The sequence below is a fragment of the Paenibacillus sp. GCM10023250 genome (genome assembly GCF_042653205.1).
GTDB lineage: Bacteria > Bacillota > Bacilli > Paenibacillales > Paenibacillaceae > Paenibacillus_Z.
On record NZ_JBHSHY010000022.1, the window covers coordinates 74661 to 91219 of the forward strand.

Below are 16559 nucleotides of genomic sequence, written 5' to 3' on the forward strand. Positions count from 1 at the left end.
TTCCCTTTCCAAGCTTATGCGGGAGGCGTCCAAAAAAGAAGGCGGCTAGCGGCGCGTCAGCATGCCCGCGCCGATGCAGGCCGCGGCCGACAGCTTGCGCACGCCGATGCCGAAGCGGATCTCGACGTAGTCCCGGCCGGCGGAGAGAAATTCGCCTTCGCCGAAGGCCGAATGGACGAGCGCATCGCCGGGCTTCAAGCCGTCGAAGCTGCGCAGCGCGCGCGGATTGCGCTCGCCCCGCGCATCGCCCGGCCGGCCTTCGGTGACGGTCACGCCCGAGCCGCCCGGCACGGGCCGCGCGCCGGCGCGTTCGCGCGCGGCCGGGCGCTTGCCGCCGGGCGCGGCCTTCCGCCCGGCGCGGTCCGGCCGGCCGTCGGCCGCTTCCGTCTGCCAGGCGGCTTCCGGCCGCGCGGACCCGGAGCCGGCGGGCGCGGCCGGCTCCGCCGCCTTCGGCGGCGCCTGAAGCTCGCGCACCGCCGCCATGAACGGCGATTCCTTCACGTCCTCGCCGTCGCGCCGCGCGTAGCTGAGCAGCGTGAGCTCGCGCTTGGCCCGCGTCATGCCGACGTAGAACAGGCGGACCGCCTCCTCCATCAGGTCGGACGTTTCGCCGTTCACCTTCTTCGCGTCTTCCTTGGACGGCAGGATGCCATCGATGAGGTCGACGATGAACACGCGCTCGAACTCCAGCCCTTTCGCGCTGTGCAGCGTGGAGAAGGTGACGGCGTCGGCCTGCCGGTTCTTCTTCGAGGCCTTCATCGCCGTCTCGAGATGCTTCAGCCGAGCCGCGAAATCCTCCAGCGCCGGCAGCCCGTCGGCGATGTCCTCGAGCGTGTTCAGGATGCCGGTCAGCCCCTCCTTGCGGAAGCCGAGCCGCTCGCACATCCGGTCGAGCGCCCGCTCGTAGCCGAGCTTGAAGCGGATGAGGCGGATCGCCGCGCGCGGCTCCATCCCCCGCATCGCCCGGAACGCTTCCTTGCACTCCTGCAGCTGCTTCGGCTGGTAGGGCTGGAGCGGAACGAGCGCGATCAGGTTGTCGAAGACGGATTCGCCGTTGTCGATCGCCTGCAGCGCGGCCATCTGCGCCTTCGATACGTAGCCGGCCATCTTGGTATGGATCTTCTCGAGCAGATCGGGACGCTTGTCCGTGTAAGCCATCCGCATGAAGCCGAGCACGTCCTCCACCACCCAATGCGAGAAGAAGCGGTTATCGCCGTCCTTCATGTAGAACGGGATGCCGCGGCGGTCGAATTCGTTCATGAGCATGATCGACGAAGCGTTGTTGCGGTACAGTACAGCCGTCTCGCGCAGCGGTTCCTTGCCTTCGACGGCCGCGGCCACGTATTTCGCCTGGCCCTTGTAGTCGTCCAGCTGCTTCAGATATACGGGCCGGCTGCCGGGATTGCGGGTGAACATGTTTTTGTCGTAGCGCTTCTCGTTGCGCTTGATGAACCGGTTCGCGACGTCCACGATGTTGCGCGAGGACCGGTAATTCTGCTCCATCTTCAGCACCGCCGCATCCGGGAACACCCGGCGGAAGTCCAGCAAATACTGCGGCTCCGCGGCCCGCCACGTATAGATGCTCTGATCGTCGTCCGCCACGACGCACAGGCAGCCGTGCCGCCGCGCCAGCTTCTCAATGATGGCGTGCTGCACAAGCGACGTGTCCTGGCTTTCGTCGGTTAGGACGTAGTCGTACCGGTTCTGGTATTTCCACAGCAGCTCGCCGTTCTTCTCGAGCGCTTCGTTCGCGAGGACGAGCATGTCGTCGTAATCGACCAGCAGCTTGCCCTCGAACGACCGCTTGAACGCTTCGTATTCGCGCATGACCCGCGCCGCCTCGGGCACGTCGCACGGCACGTCCGTCCACTCTTCTTCGGGCAGGAGCTTGTTCTTCGCGAAGCTGATGAACGTCGTCAGCTCCTCCATCTGCTCCTCCGTCAGGTTCTCGCCCTTCGCCTTGCGATAGAGGTCGCGGAGAATCAGCTTCTTATGAAGCGGCAGCTCCTCGCCCGCCTCGGGATCGACGTCCCCCTCGATGATCTGGAACGACGTGCGCGCGCGGCGCAGATAGTCCCGCATGACCTCGAACGCGAAGCTGTGGATGGTGGAGAACTGCACGCCGCCCTCCGGATGATCCGGAAAAAAGCGCGCGTACCGCTCCTTCATATCCTGCGCCGACGCCCGGCTGAACGTCACCGCCTTGATCCGGGACGGATGGACCCGCTTCACCTCGATCAGGTAGCCGATGCGCATAATAATCGTCGTCGTCTTGCCGGAGCCCGGCGAGGCGAGCAGCAGCAGCGCGCCCTCCGTATGCAGCACCGCCCTGCGCTGCACCTCGTTCAACCGTACGCCGAGCTCCGCCTGCTTGCGCTCAAAAAAATCCATGCCTGCGGCCATGCTTTCCTTCCTTCCGTACGGACGCGAAAACATCCCTCTTCCGAAGCCGAGAGAGGGATGCCGTATTCCGTCGTTTGCTTACGTCCAGTATCGCAAGAACCCGCCTTCCGGCGCAAGGGTTAATTTTTGCCCGCTGCCGGGCGGCCGGCGCCGCGAAGCTTGGCGATCGCCCACAGGATCAACGGAATGCCGAACATGTGGTACGGCAGGATGTACGGAATCGCGATCCGCTGCGGGAAAATGACGGAGCTCTCCACGAAATCGCGCGGGACGAGCGCGATGGCCACGACCGCGGGGGCCGTGAACCAGATCATCCGCCGCCAGCGCCGCACGCCGAACCACTGCGCCGTCCCGTGCGCGCATACGAAGAAATAGAGCGATACCTTGATGAACACGCTGACGATCCAGATCGCGATGACGAGCGAGTCGAGGTTTTGCACGAAATCGAAATACGAGGTGTTGCGGATCAAGTTAAAGTACGGATAGGTAATGACCGCGCCCTGCGCCGAACCCAGCACGGCAACGACGAGAAAGGTGCTGACGCAGGTGAGAAACGATGAGACGGCGACGCCGAGCAGGACGAAACGCGAGCCGCGCTTCGGCCTATCCACGAACTTGTAGAGCATGCACATGATGACGCAATCGCCGAGAAACGTCATGGTCGGCAGCGAGCCTTCGAAAATCTTAAGGAAGCCCGTGTCCGCGTAGACGGGCAGCACGTTAATCATCTTCATGTCGCTGATCGATAACAGCAGCGGCAGGAAGATGCCGAGCAGGATGAACGGCCCGAACAGCTCTGCGCAGCGCGCCAGCACCTCGATGCCCGCCGCCGTCACGTAGACGGCCGCCAGCAGCAAGCCGAGAAGCGGGACGAGCAGCGGCGTGCGGGGCAGAATGGTGGACAAGATGAATTCCGTGTACTGCCGGAGGATCATCGCTAGGACCACGTACCAGAACAGCATGTAAAATCCGATAAGCGCGTTGCCCGCCCATTTGCCGACGATCTTCACGACGTATTCGACGAAGGTCATGCCGGGATAGAGCAGGCTGAGCCGGGCATGCACGAAGACCATGAACATGCCGGCCGCGCCCGCGAGAATCTCCGAGAGCCAGGCATCCTGTCTGGCGGCCGCGATGGTCGGGTTGATGGTCAGCAGGACGTTCATGCCCGATTGCATGACGGCGATCAGACAGAACAGCTGCTTGCCGCCGATCCGTTCCCTCGTCTTCATGTGCCGGCCTGCCCTCGATTAATGAGCATCGTACCGAGGCGCTCGAACAAAAAATCGACGAACTCGCTCGGACCCGGCAGACGAGGGAATAGGTAGAGCAGCACGCCGACCGCCCAGCCGATGGCGGTCAGCACCCAATACGCGGCCTTCTCGCGGCGAGGCGCGCTCCGCGTCCACCGCCACTGCGCGGCCGCCAAAAAAAAGCTCGTCGTCAATAGACTCGGAATGGCATACCATATCATTCCGCATCCTCTCCTTCCTTCTCGCCGCCGCTCTGATCTTCCCCGTCCTTCGCCGCGCGCTCCTGCTCATCCCCGTTCGTCGTCGTCGACTGCACGTTGGTCAAGCCGGGGCGCAGCAGCAGGGAAGACGGTTCCACCTTCACGTCCACCTCCGGAAAAATCTCGTCCCATCGAGCCTTGCTGCGGTGCCACTCCTTCGGGTAGGCCCGGTGGAATTCCCCCGCAAAATCGAAGACGTCCGCCTTCAGCCCGTTCTGCACCCGCCGCAGCGCTTGCTCGACGCGGTCGGTCATGTCTTTGTCCATGGCGCCTTCCACGTACTTGACATCCGTGGGGTTGGACAGCAAATTCGCGGACGAGGCGTTCTGCAGCGCCTCCAATTCGGATTTGATGCGGACGGTCATGCTCCATTTGCCGCCCTGGATATGCGGATACAGCTTCGTCTTGCTCCGCAGCAGCTTCGCGGACACCGTACCCGTGGATTTCTCAGGCTTGACCGTGACGACGCCCATCTTCACTTCGTTCCGCAGCCAGAGGATGCCCCTCGTGGTCGCCGCGTCCACGACGCCGACCATCTTGTCTCCCTTGAAGATCGCCGTACCGTTCGCGTAATTGGCCGTGGAGTCCGGGTTTCGCTTGGTATGCGGCGGATTCATCCGGAGCCAGGGCAGCGCGGCCGCGCCGGAATCGCTCGTCAGCATCTGCGCGAGCTCCGTCATGGTCACGCTCATGGTCAGCTTGCTTTTGGCGATTTCCCGAAGCGCTTCGGAGGAATCGCGCTCGAGCACCGCCTGCATCTCGAGCGCCTTCTTCGCCATGCCGTCGCACACGTAGATATACGCCCGTTCGCGGGGCTGCGGCGCCCGCATCAAATAATCGACGTCGTCCCCGATGCCATGCCGGGCTTGCTCTTCCCCGAATATGATCACCTCGGCGTGCCCCCAGAATAACCTGCGCGGGAGCCGTTCCTGAATGTGCGACAGCGCGTCGGCGATATTCTCGCCAATGCCGGAATGCACGAAGGTATTGGAATTGCCGCCGCCTTTCATGTCCATGCCGGCTCCCCCTGCCCCGCCGCCGGTTCCGCCGCCTCCCGATGCACGGGGAATGTAAATCTGCACGGACAGCTGAATCAGCTTGCTGTTGTACCGGTCGATGGCTGCCCCCGTGATCAGCCCCAGGTCGTTGATTTCCGTCCGGTCCCAGCAGCCTGCCAGCGGCAGAGCGCCGGCGAGGACCGCCAGCAGCAGGACGATCCGGCCCGCTCGGCGTGCGCTCATGACGCCCTCGCCCCTCTCGCCGCGGCGATGCCGAGCATGGCGGTCGGAATGATCAGCTGGAAGATGAACGAGAAGAACGGCACGCTGTTGCCGAGCAGCTCCAGCAGCTCCTCCAAGTTCGGCGCGCACCACAGGCTGAGCAGCGTCATCAGCAGACCGATCGGCGCGATGAGCACGCGGTAATTGGACAACCGGAACAGCTGCGCCGTTCCGAGGGCGGCGGCGTAATATACGACCGTGATTTTGATGAAGATCGCGACCAGCCACGCCGCCATCAGCAGCGACTCGACATGCTCGATGAAGTCGGACAGCGAGATGTAGCGGACGGCGATCAGGAACGGGTAGTTGTACCCCTTGTTGATGTCGCCGAAAATATACAGCACCGCCAGGTTGATGCACGTCATTGTGGCCAGCACGGAGGCTACGCTGATCATGCACCACTTGAACGCCGAGACGCGGCTCTTCGTCAAATACGGCAGGAAAATCGCGATGATAAAAAACTGCGAGTACCAGGAGGACGGCACGATGGACGACCGCAGCAGCGGCAGCGGCCCGAACTCCATCATCGGAAACATCTCCTTTACGTGCATGTCCGGCACCATGATGATCAGCATCAGGACGATGATGACGAGCGCGGCCGGAATGAGCAGCTGCGACGCCCTGGCCCACACTTCAATGCCTTGGTGAAGCGCGTAGGCGCAGACGAACATCAGACAGATGATCACGAATACCGTCGGGGTTTCCAGCAGGAACGTCGCGGCGATGAATTCGCCGTATTCGCGGATGACGATCCCGTTCGTATACACGAACGAGAAGAGGTAGGACACCGCGATCAAGCGACCGAGGTACGGCCCCAGGATGGATTCGCTGTATTGAATGAACGTATCGTTCGGGTAGCGTTCGTGCAGCTTGTAGACGACGAACACGACCAAAAAGCCGATCACGGAAGAGACGATCGGCGCGGCCCACATATCGCGGCCCGCCGTCTTCATGGTGATGGCGGGGACGGAGAGCGAAGCCGTGGCCAGGATGGTCGGATGCATGAAAATGGCAAGCTGCAGCGGCGTTATGCGCCCTTTTTCGATCATGAAGTCTCAGTCCCTTGCGAATCGCCGCCTTGCGGCGTATTGCCTTGCGGCGCGCTGCCCTGCTGCGGCGCGTTGCCCTGTGGTGCGCCGCTTTGCGGCGAACTGCCCTGGGAGCCGTTGCCCTGCGGCGTCATCCCTTGCTGCGGCCCGCCGCTCTGCGACGCGCCGCCCTGCGGCGCATTCCCTTGCGGCGCGCTGCCTTGCGACGCGCTGCCTTGCTGCCCCTGCCCCTTGCCCTGCGGCGCGTTGCCCTGCGGCGGCTTCGGCTTCAGGCCCTGCACTTGGCGGATGGGGTTCGGCGAGTCGCCCGTCAGGCTCGGACGCCTGCGCTGCATCCAGATCGGCGGGCGCATCAGCACGTCTTTCAGCTCGAAGCCCTTCATCGGCGCGATCGGCTGCAGGTACGGCACGCCGAACGACCGCAGCGAGCAGAGATGCACGACGATGAAAATAATGCCCAGCATCAAGCCGAGCAAGCCAAGCATGCCGGAGAGGAACATGATCGGAAACCGCAGCATCCGGATGGCGATGCCCGCGCTGTACTGCGGCATCATGAAGGACGCGATCCCGGTGATGGCGACGACCATGACCATCGGCGCGGACACGAGGCCCGCGGACGTGGCCGCCTGGCCGATGACCAGCGCGCCGACGATGCTGACCGCGGCGCCGACCTGCTTCGGCAGGCGGACCCCGGCCTCCCGGAGCGCCTCGAAGGACACTTCCATCAGCAGCGCCTCCACGAGCGCCGGGAACGGGATGTCTTCCCGCGATTTGGCGATGCTGAGGAGCAGCGAAGTCGGCACCATCTCCTGGTGGAACGTCAGAATGGCGACGTACAGGGACGGCAGGACGAGCGTGATGACGAAGAAGAGATAACGAAGCCACCGAATGAGCGAGCCGACGTAGAAGCGCTGGTAATAGTCCTCCGGCGACTGCAGCATGGAGAACAGCGTCGCGGGCGCGATCAGCACGAACGGCGTGCCGTCGACGAGGATGGCGATTCTGCCTTCCAACAGCGCCGCGGCGACGACGTCGGGCCGTTCCGTCACCTGCATCTGGGGAAATGGAGAAAAGGGGCTGTCTTCGATCAGTCCCTCCACGTACCCGCTTTCGAGGATGCCGTCGATGTCGATGCCGGCGATCCGCTGGTTCGCCTCCATCACGAGCGATTCGCTCGCCGTGCCCTCGATATAGGTGAGGTTGACCTCCGTATCGGTTTGGCGGCCGAGCCGGAAGGGCACCATTTTGAGCGCGGGGGTTTTGATTTTGCGGCGCAGCATGGACCGGTTGACGCTGAGCGTCTCCGTGAACCCTTCGCGCGGGCCGCGGACGACCGATTCGGCGGTCGGCTCCTCGATCGCCCGCTTCTCCCACTTCGCCAGCCCCATCGCGAAACAGACCGACAATCCGTCGATGAACAGCAGGATGCAGCCGTTGCCGACATGCCAGCAGGCGTCCTCGATGGCGTCTACCGACAGCAGGTTCGAGATCGACAGCGTCGATTCCAGCTTCTCCCGCGCGTTCAGGTCGCCAAGCGACATCGACACGCGCTGAAGCGCCCGGATAATATGCTGGTCGAGCACCTCGACGTTGACCAGACCGTCGATGAACAGCACGAAGGCATCCGCCTCATTGCCGATTCTCAGATCGCGAAAGATGACGTCGTTGCATTTGGAATAAATGCCGCTCAAGGTGTCCTTGTTGTCGGCCAGCATAGGTGAGATCGGCTGCAGGGATGCTTCGGCGTTCATAGGCAGTCTCCTTGTCGGTGTTACCTACTAATTTTTCCATCTTTCCCCATCGCTAAACGCTCCCGCGGCAATCGTTCGGAGCGCTTCGCCGGCCGTACCAACCGAACGCCAATAAACCACCCCGCGCCCGGAACGGGAAGTTCCGGCGCGGGGCGGCTTGACGGTTGGGGACGCCGGGCGGTCGGCGTCCGGGCGGCTGAGCTGGCGCGGACGCGCAGGCCGCCCGTCAGGGCAGCCGGTACGTCGCGAACGGCTCGCCGCTGCGGAACGGCTCGCTGACCGCGTTCAGCTCCGCCTGCAGCTCAGGCGTGAGAACGATGGACAGCGCGGCCAGGTTGTCCGCCAGCTGCTCGGCCTTCGTCGCGCCCACGATGACCGTGGAGACGGCGGGACGGGCCATGAGCCAGGCCAGCGAGAGCGCGCCGGGACGAACGCCGTGCGCGTCCGCGATCCGCTTCACCGCCTGGCCGAGCGACAGCTCGCGATCCCGCATGAAGCGGGTGAAGCCCTGATCCGTGTCGGCCCGCGAGCCCTGCGGCGCCGCGGCCGACGCCTCGCCCGCGTACTTGCCGCTCAGGATGCCGCCGGCGAGCGGGAAGTACGGAATGATGCCGACGCCTTGGTCGAGGCAGGCCGGCACGAGCTCGCGCTCCGGCGTCCGGTCGGCGAGCGAATAGCTCGTCTGCACGGACGCATACCGGTTCAACCCCTTCAGCTCGCTGATGCCGAGCGCCTTGGTCAGCTCCCACGCGGCGTAGTTGGACGCGCCAATGTAGCGCACCTTGCCCGCGCGCACGAAGTCATCCAGCGCGCGCAGCGTCTCCTCGAGCGGCGTGTACGGGTCGAACGTATGAATCTGGTACAAGTCGACATAATCGGTCTGCAGCCGCGCCAGGCTCTCGTCCAGCTCCCGCTGCAGATGCTGCCGCGAGGAGCCGGCGCCGTTCGGGCCTTCGCGCCGCGGAAGACCGGCTTTGGTGGCGAGCACCGCCCGGTCGCGCCTGCCTTTGAGCGCGTGCCCGATGATCGTCTCCGATTCCGTGCCCGCGTAGATGTTGGCCGTATCGATGAAATTCACGCCCGCGTCGAGGGCGCAATCGAGGATCGCGGCCGACGCCTCGCGGCCGCAGCGCTTGCCGAACGCGTTCGTCCCGAGCCCGAGCGCCGAGACGGCGAGCCCGCTTCCCCCGAGTCTTCTGTACTGCATGTCCATCGCTCCATTCTCGTGATTGCGGGAAGGCGAATGCTTCCCGTTCTGGAATCAGTATCCCGCCGGGAGGGAAGGCTGTCAAATCGCAGGAAACCGATGCGCCTCTCCTGCGCTTGCATACGGCAGGCGGGCGCCCCGGACCAAATTTCCAATCCGGCTTCCGAGCAATTTTGTAATGGGCATCGGACGCGATTTTTGATACAATGGTTGAAAATTTGGTGAAGGAGATCGTTATGGACTACATCAGCACACGAGGCAACATCGCACCCGTCGGCTTCGTCGACGCCGTTCTCATGGGACTCGCGGACGACGGCGGCCTGCTCGTTCCGAAGCATATCCCGCAGCTATCCGAAGCCGAGCTCGAAGCGTGGCGGGGGCTGTCCTACCCGGAGCTGGCGCTCGAACTGTTCTCGCGCTTCGTCGACGGCGAGATTCCCCGCGCCGACCTGAAGCGGCTCGTCGACGACAGCTACGGCACGTTCCGCGACGAAGCCGTGACGCCCGTCCGCCGCATTCACGACCGCCTGCACGTGCTCGAGCTGTTCCACGGGCCGACCTTCGCGTTCAAGGACATCGCCCTGCAGTTTCTCGGCAACCTGTACGGCTACATCTCCAAGAAGAACGGGTCCACCATCCATATCCTCGGCGCGACGTCCGGCGACACCGGCGCCTCGGCGATCGAGGGCGTCCGCGGAAAGGAAGGCATCCGCATCTGCATCCTGCATCCGCACGGCAAGGTCAGCCGGGTGCAGGAGCTGCAAATGACGACGGTCGACGACGCCAACGTGCTGAACCTGGCCGTCGAAGGCAATTTCGACGACTGCCAGCGCATCATCAAGGAGCTGTTCGCGGACGTGGCGTTCAAGCAGCGCTACCACCTGCGCGCGATCAACTCCATCAACATCGCGCGGATTCTGGCGCAGACGGTGTACTACTTCTACGCCTACTTCCGCTTGGCGGAGCAGGGCGTCCGGGCATCCGTCAACTTCAGCGTGCCGACGGGCAACTTCGGCGACATCTTCGCCGGCTACCTCGCCAAGCGCATGGGGCTGCCGATCCATAAGCTCATGCTCGCGACGAACGAGAACAACATCCTCGAACGCTTCGTGACCGAAGGCGTCTATCAGCCCGGCGAATTCCGCGGCACGCACAGCCCGTCGATGGACATCCAGGTGGCGAGCAACTTCGAGCGCTACCTGTATTATCTGAACGGCGAGAATCCGCGCGCCGTGGCCGCGCTGATGGACGCGTTCAAGCGCGACGGACGCATCGCCGTCGAAGGCGATGCGCTGCGCCAAGTGCAGGCCGATTTCGCGGCGTACGGCGTCGGCAACGACGAATGCCTGCGCGAGATCAAGGACTGCTACGACGAATACGGCTACCTGCTCGACCCGCATACGGCCTGCGGCGTCGCGGCGGCGAACCGGCTGTCCGCGGACGGCGAAGTCACCGTCGCCCTGTCGACGGCGCATCCCGCGAAGTTCGACGAAGCGATCCGCCTCGTCGACATCGTGCAGACGGCCCCGGCGCAGATCGCGGCGCTGAGCGACAAGCCGCAGTTCCAAACCCGCGTGGCGGGCACGAACGAAGCGGTCGCGGAGCAGCTGGAACGCTTCTTCTAATCGAACCGCCTTCGCCTGGCAATACGAACAGCTCCCGGCGAGTCCTTCCGCCGGGAGCTCTTTGTCGTGTTTCGCCGAACTGGCGGCGCCTGCTGCGGGCACTTCACCCGGACGCGGGCACTTCGCCTGGACGCAGACGGTTCGTCCGCCCGCAAGCCGGAACATCGCCGGGTCATCGCTGATGGAATCGGCCGCTGCAAGGCACAATAAAGGCAACCTTACGCCTGCGCGCCGCGGGCCGCATTCCCTGATTGATCATGCCCGCGCGTCGTCGTGGTCGGTCGACGTCACGACGTCCTGCCATTCGCGGATATCCATCTCGAGCGCCGCAGCCTTCTCGCGGTACCGGGCCAGCGTATCGTTCCCGAGCAGCAGGTGAACCGGCGGCTTCTCGGCATTCGCCAGACGGACGAACGCTTGGCCGAGCTTGGCCGGGTCGCCCGGCTGCCGATGGTTCGCCTGCGCGGCGAAGCTGCGCATCTCGCCGACCGTGGCGGCGTAATCGTCGATGACGCGCTCGGAGCGGGAGAGGGATGAGGAATCGAGGAAATCCGTCCGGAAGAAGCCCGGGGCGACCACCGTCGCGTGGATGCCGAGCGGCGCGAGCTCCAGCGCCAGCGCTTCCGTTAAGCCCTCGACGGCGAATTTGGCCGCGCCGTAGACGCCCCAGCCGATATAGCCGCTGAGCCCGCCAATGGACGATATGTTGATGACGTGGCCCGAACGGCGTTCGCGCATATATGGCAGCACGGCCCGAATGACGTTCAGGACGCCGAAGACGTTGATCTCGAAATTCCGCCGCACTTCGTTCGCCGTGGCTTCCTCGACGGCGCTTAATAAGCCGGAGCCGGCATTGTTGACGAGCACGTCGATGCGGCCGAAATGCGCCACCGCCTCGCCCGCTGCTGTGCGCGCCTGTTCTTCATCGGTGATGTCAAGCTGGGTTACGAACAAGTTCTCCGGATTGTTCAGCTGGGCCGCCAGCTTGTCGGGCTGGCTGCGCACCGTGGCGACGACCTTGTCGCCCGACGCGAGCACCGTTTTCGCGATCTCGTATCCGAAGCCCCGGGCAGCGCCTGTAATAAACCATACCTTCTGATCGGTTGTATGCATGAATTCGTCTCTCCTCCGTAAGTTGGCTTATCGGCCACAGGGCGAAGCAGGCTTTCCGCATCGTTTATTGTTTGCGGATACGCGCTTGGCGATTCGTGCCGGCTTGGAAAACCGCGCCCTGCCTTGCCGATGACTTCACTATACCTGAGTTGCGCCGCCGCGGCTTCGCTGTGCGGTCCAAGCGGCTTGTGAATTCGGCTCAACGGTGCCTATGGGAGACGAATGATGCCCTCAGGCGTGCAGCTGGCGCGACCGCTGCTTGAATGCGGACGGGGAGACGCCGTACTTTTCCTTGAACGCCTTGGAGAAATGCGCGACGTTCTCGAACCCTGTCGCGAAGCAGACATCCGTCACTGACATCGGCGAATGGAGCAGCAGCTCCCTCGCCTTGTCCAAGCGGCGGGCGCGAATCCACTGGAGCGGCGACGTATTGAACCGATCGCTGAATTCGCGCTTGAACGTCGAGAGCCCCATGCCGGACAAATACGCCAGATCGCTCAGCGTCACCGGGTTGAACAGATTTTCCTCGACGACTTCGGCGATGTTCCGCTTCCCCTTCCGCTTCAGCTGCGCGAACTGGAAGAGGAACCTCTCGTCGGCCGCCGCCGCGTCGAACAGCAGCTCGAGCAGCTTGATTTTGACGAGGGCGTTGTCGACGCGTTCCGGTTCCCGGAAGAGCGGCTTGAGCGACGCGGCGTAGCCGATCAGCCGCTCGGACGCGGGCTTGACCGTGACGGGCACGGCTTCAGCGGGGCGGGATTTGAGATCGGCCAGCTTCGCGAATTCGCGGATGAGGTCGTCGTGGAGGAAGAACATCATATAATCGAGCAAATAATCGGCGCCCGGCTCGCCATGCTTCTCGTATTCGACGACGATAGCCTTCTGCAGCAGCACCATCTCGTTCTCCCGCACGACGTAGCATTGGCTGCCGTACCGGACGGTGTAGCTGCCCTTCAGCACGAAGAGCAGCAGATGATGCTCCAGGAACAGCTCGCCCGTCAGCCCTTCCGTGTAGGTACACGATTCGATGACGGTCAGCCCGTTCAGCTTCAGCTGGCTCCGGCCGATCGGCGCGGCCGCGAGCTCCCGGGGCGCCTTGACGACTTTGGCGGTTCTCATGGACATGGGCATTCCTCCTTGGGCGAAATAATTGGGAACCTATGCTTTGGCTTATTATAGCGTTCGCGCCTAGCCGCGCTCAACTCGGGCAGCCGTTATGAAATTTCCCCGCTCCCCGTCATGAACCCCGCCGCCCCTCCATACGATGAAGTAATCCTGGAACAAGCCTAACCCAAGGAGGGACCCGCGCATGATAGTCGCTCAAGAAGTCCTGGACGCGCATCGCATGTCCTACGATTCGTTCGCCGATTGGATGAGGGAGAAAGCCGCGAAATCCGTGATCGGGCTCATGGGCATCGAATTCGCCGAGCTGTCCCTGGATCGCGTCGTGCTCGAGATGCCTGTCGTCCCGAAGGTCCATCAGCCCGCGGGCATCCTGCACGGCGGCGTCTCCGTGCTGCTCGCCGAGACCGCGGCGTCCATCGCGTCCGAGCTTAACGTCGACCCGGCGCGATACGCGGCCGTCGGGCTGGAGATCAACGCCAACCACTTGCGCCCGAAGACGGACGGCCGCCTCACCGCCGCCGCGACCCCGCTTCACCGGGGACGCAGGACGATGGTGTGGGACATCCGGATCGCCGACGAAGCCGGCAAGCTCGTCTGCATTTCCCGCTGCACGGTGGCGATCGTCGAGAAGCCCTGAGCGCGCGGTCACGGCAGGGCGCGCCGCTCTATCGCAACGGCAATAACCCTCATGTCCAGGACATGAGGGTTATTGCCGTTCGTTCAACTCGCTTCGCGATTCGCGCCATCCGCTCGATGCCTAGGCTCGCTCGCGGCGCCCGGTCAAGGCGCGACCGGCAGCCGCAGCCCCGCCTGCTCGAGCAGCGGGATGACGCTCTCGCCGAAGTACGCCAGCTCCGGCTCGTAATCGTAGAAGGTGATCTGAATGCCGTCGATGCCGGTCGCGTGGAGCTGCTTCAGCTGCTCCGCCACGTCCTCCGGCGAGCCGACGATGTGCAGATGCCCGCCGACGGCGCGGCCCCGCGCCGAGTGCTCCAGCCAGGATTGGCTGTCCCCGGCGGCGTGGCGCGCGGAGAAATTGCCGATCGCGCCGAGGTCGGCATGGTCCATGATCGCCCGGTAGTAGGCGAACGCTTCCTCGCGCGTCGGGCGCACGATGATCGTCGGGTTGATGATGACCCTCACCTGACGGTTGCGGGCGGCCGCGGCGTTCTTGACCGTCGCGACGTGGGCGGGCAGCCTCGGCAGCGCGTCCGCGAGCTGCTCGCCGGCCGGGCTGGAGACGAAGACGACGTCCGAGTACCGGGATGCGTAATCGAAGCCTGCCGGCGAGCCCGATGCCGTCGCCAGCACGGGACGGCCGTACTTCGGACGCGGCGAAACGTACGCGTTCTCGAGGGAGTAGAATTCCCCTTCGTACGTCAGGTTGTCGACGCCGGCCCACAGCGCGTTGCAGATGCGGGTGAATTCCGCCGACTGGGCGTAGCGCCGGTCGTGATCGGCCCGGGTCATGCCGAACATGCGCGGCTCGTTCTCCGCGTAGCCCGTGACGATGTTCGCCCCGAAGCGCCCTTGCGAGATATGGTCGGCCGTCGCCAGGAAGCGCGCCAGATGCATCGGATGCCACGGTCCGTATAGCACGTGGATCGTCCCCATCAGCAGGATCCGGCTCGTCACCGACGCGAGCGCGACCGCGGACACGAACGGGTCGAGAAAGTTTTCCCGGTAGCCGGTTTCCCCGCCGAAGCCGCCTTTCGGCAGCCACTGCGACAGCCCGAAGGCGATGTCAAAACCAAGCCGCTCCGCCTGCTGCGTCAGCCGCGCGTTATAGTCGAACGTCCAGTCGGTTCCCCGCGGCAGCGTCGATTGCGACCAGCCGCCCGTCTGCAGCGGCAGGAACAAGCCGAGCATCAGCGGCTGGGCGAACGCCTTGGACAGCGGGCTGTCCGGATGGTTCTGCGGCTCCTCGGCCGCCCAAAGCTGCGTTTCCGATTGTTGGGATGCGCTCATCGTGTACCTACTCCTATCCAAAAAAATATGGCGGCGTTCCGGTCCCCTGGAAGCAGACGACCGGCGCCGCCTGTCTGGCGCGTATCACGTATGCAGCACCGACGGATGGAAGACCTCTGCCAAGGCCAGCTCCCGCTTCAGCAGGCCGTCCGCGCGCAGATACCCCATGAACTTGACGATCTGCGGCCAGTTCGCGGCAACCCCGTACGGCCACAGCTCGCCTTCCGTCAGCCGCGCCGAGCGCTCGACCGATTCCCAGAGCCATGGATCCGACGTCTGGTTCTTAATCGTTTCCAGCAGCGCCGCGACGCCGTCGTTCTTCATGCCCAGCATGAGATCGTACAGCCGCGACGGCAGTTCGGGATGCTGCCGAATGGTATCCGCCTTCAGCGAGACGAGGTGCATGATCGGGAAAATGCCCGTGCGGCCGAAGTAAGCCCGCTCTTCGTCCCAGACGTCCGGGATCAGCCGGCGAATCGCGCCGCCTTCGCCCGAGGCCGGGAAGTACTTCGCCGGCGGGCGGCGGGCCGACATCACGGCGTCCACGCGGCCCTCGAGCAGCGCTTCGAACAGGTCGCCCTCCGCCAGCGTCGCCGGAATGTCCACCGGCACCCGTTCCGGCCGGAACGTGAACCATTCCATGTCGTCCGTGCCGATGCCCCATTCCTCCCGGAACAGGCCTCTGATCCACACGGCGGCCGTCATTTGGTATTCCGGAAATCCGAAGCGCCGCCCCTTCAGCTCGGACGGATGGCGCCACGGACTGTCCGCGCGCACGTAGATCGCGTTGTGCCGGAACGCGCGGGAGAGGAAGACGGGAACGGCCGTCAGCCGCTCATCTCCGCCCCCCTTGGCGATCAAGTACGAAGCCAGCGACAGCTCCGAAATATCGTACGCCGCGCTTGAAATTTGCTCGATGAAAATATGCTCGATCGTCTCGTGCCGCGCCTCCAGCCCGAAACCGGGCAGGCGGCGGGCGCCGGACAGCAGCTTCTGTGTCCGGTCGCTGTCCGACATCGCCATCGTCAGTAGTGGTTCCGTCATCCTCGGTCGGCTCCTTCCGTCTATCTTTCAATCATTTCTAGCGTTGCGATTGACCGGTTGGCCGGCGCCCTTCGCTAGTCGAGCGAAGTCGCCAGATCCTTGATCCACGGCCGCCCGGTCAGCGGCTCGACGCGCACTTCGCTGCCGGCCTGCGCGCGAATGCTGCACAGGAAGCCGGCCTTGCCGTCCACGAGGGCCGAGCACTCCTTGCACGCATTGGCCGAGCGGCACGAATACCGCACCGCCAGGGAAGGATCCTGGTGCTCGCGGATCCAGAAGATCGCGTCCAGCAGGCTCATCCCGTCCCGGTAAGGCACCTCGTACGACGCGGCGGCCGGCTCGGAGCCGGCCTCGCCGCGGGTCACCCGCAGCTTCACGGTGGACATGCCGCATTCCTCCTTCGTCTGTCAGCCTTGCTCCGTCTATCAGCTTCAATGATGTCTATCGGCGCTGCGCCGCGTCACGCCCTCGCCACCGCAAG

14 protein-coding genes are annotated in these 16559 nt (G+C 64.2%); 2 read left to right on the forward strand and 12 right to left on the reverse strand.

The window, feature by feature from the left end; all coding sequences use genetic code 11:
- Positions 1-45: 45 nt before the first annotated feature.
- From ACFPB1_RS17420 to ACFPB1_RS17450, 7 genes are all read right to left on the reverse strand, one after another.
- On the reverse strand, positions 46-2403 hold the full coding sequence (locus ACFPB1_RS17420) for an ATP-dependent helicase (protein ID WP_379227377.1): 2358 nt from the start codon (positions 2401-2403) through the stop codon (positions 46-48).
- A 119-nt stretch (positions 2404-2522) separates the two neighbouring features.
- Entirely contained in the window at positions 2523-3635 is a 1113-nt protein-coding gene (locus ACFPB1_RS17425) for a GerAB/ArcD/ProY family transporter (protein ID WP_379227378.1), read from the reverse strand.
- Positions 3632-3877, reverse strand: a complete 246-nt coding sequence (locus tag ACFPB1_RS17430) for a hypothetical protein (protein ID WP_379227379.1) — start codon at positions 3875-3877, stop codon at positions 3632-3634. Before ACFPB1_RS17430 ends, ACFPB1_RS17425 begins: the two co-directional genes overlap by 4 nt.
- Positions 3874-5157 carry a Ger(x)C family spore germination protein gene (locus ACFPB1_RS17435; RefSeq protein WP_379227380.1) on the reverse strand — a complete coding sequence of 428 codons (1284 nt, stop codon included), beginning with the start codon at positions 5155-5157 and terminating at the stop codon, positions 3874-3876. The genes ACFPB1_RS17430 and ACFPB1_RS17435 overlap by 4 nt, the downstream gene beginning before the upstream one ends.
- On the reverse strand, positions 5154-6245 hold the full coding sequence (locus tag ACFPB1_RS17440) for a GerAB/ArcD/ProY family transporter (RefSeq protein ID WP_379227381.1): 1092 nt from the start codon (positions 6243-6245) through the stop codon (positions 5154-5156). Before ACFPB1_RS17440 ends, ACFPB1_RS17435 begins: the two co-directional genes overlap by 4 nt.
- Positions 6242-7996, reverse strand: coding sequence for a spore germination protein (locus ACFPB1_RS17445; RefSeq protein WP_379227382.1), 1755 nt, complete (start codon positions 7994-7996; stop codon positions 6242-6244). Before ACFPB1_RS17445 ends, ACFPB1_RS17440 begins: the two co-directional genes overlap by 4 nt.
- A gap of 226 nt (positions 7997-8222) precedes the next feature.
- Positions 8223-9203, reverse strand: coding sequence for an aldo/keto reductase (locus ACFPB1_RS17450; RefSeq protein WP_379227383.1), 981 nt, complete (start codon positions 9201-9203; stop codon positions 8223-8225).
- Between the two features lie 236 nt (positions 9204-9439).
- Here ACFPB1_RS17450 and thrC point away from each other — a divergent pair, with 236 nt between their 5' ends.
- The gene (gene thrC, locus ACFPB1_RS17455; protein ID WP_379227384.1) at positions 9440-10828 is read left to right on the forward strand and encodes a threonine synthase; all 1389 of its coding nucleotides are present in this window, start codon (positions 9440-9442) and stop codon (positions 10826-10828) included.
- 255 nt (positions 10829-11083) lie between these two features.
- On the opposite strand, the gene ACFPB1_RS17460 is transcribed toward thrC, so the two are convergent.
- Positions 11084-11941, reverse strand: a complete 858-nt coding sequence (locus ACFPB1_RS17460; RefSeq protein WP_379227385.1) for an oxidoreductase — start codon at positions 11939-11941, stop codon at positions 11084-11086.
- A 231-nt stretch (positions 11942-12172) separates the two neighbouring features.
- Entirely contained in the window at positions 12173-13066 is an 894-nt protein-coding gene (locus ACFPB1_RS17465; RefSeq protein ID WP_379227386.1) for a helix-turn-helix domain-containing protein, read from the reverse strand.
- Between the two features lie 247 nt (positions 13067-13313).
- On the opposite strand from ACFPB1_RS17465, the gene ACFPB1_RS17470 reads away from it, so the two are divergent.
- Entirely contained in the window at positions 13314-13703 is a 390-nt protein-coding gene (locus tag ACFPB1_RS17470; protein WP_379227410.1) for a hotdog fold thioesterase, read from the forward strand.
- A gap of 143 nt (positions 13704-13846) precedes the next feature.
- Here the strand turns inward: ACFPB1_RS17470 and ACFPB1_RS17475 are convergent, their stop codons facing one another.
- The 3 genes from ACFPB1_RS17475 to ACFPB1_RS17485 all read right to left on the reverse strand — a co-directional run bounded on the left by ACFPB1_RS17475 (position 13847) and on the right by ACFPB1_RS17485 (position 16464).
- On the reverse strand, positions 13847-15034 hold the full coding sequence (locus tag ACFPB1_RS17475; RefSeq protein WP_379227387.1) for an LLM class flavin-dependent oxidoreductase: 1188 nt from the start codon (positions 15032-15034) through the stop codon (positions 13847-13849).
- Between the two features lie 84 nt (positions 15035-15118).
- Positions 15119-16078, reverse strand: a complete 960-nt coding sequence (locus ACFPB1_RS17480) for a 4,5-dihydroxyphthalate decarboxylase (RefSeq protein ID WP_379227388.1) — start codon at positions 16076-16078, stop codon at positions 15119-15121.
- 74 nt (positions 16079-16152) lie between these two features.
- Positions 16153-16464 (reverse strand): 2Fe-2S iron-sulfur cluster-binding protein, encoded by a 312-nt coding sequence (locus ACFPB1_RS17485; RefSeq protein ID WP_379227389.1) that lies wholly within the window; start codon positions 16462-16464, stop codon positions 16153-16155.
- Positions 16465-16559 lie beyond the last annotated feature (95 nt).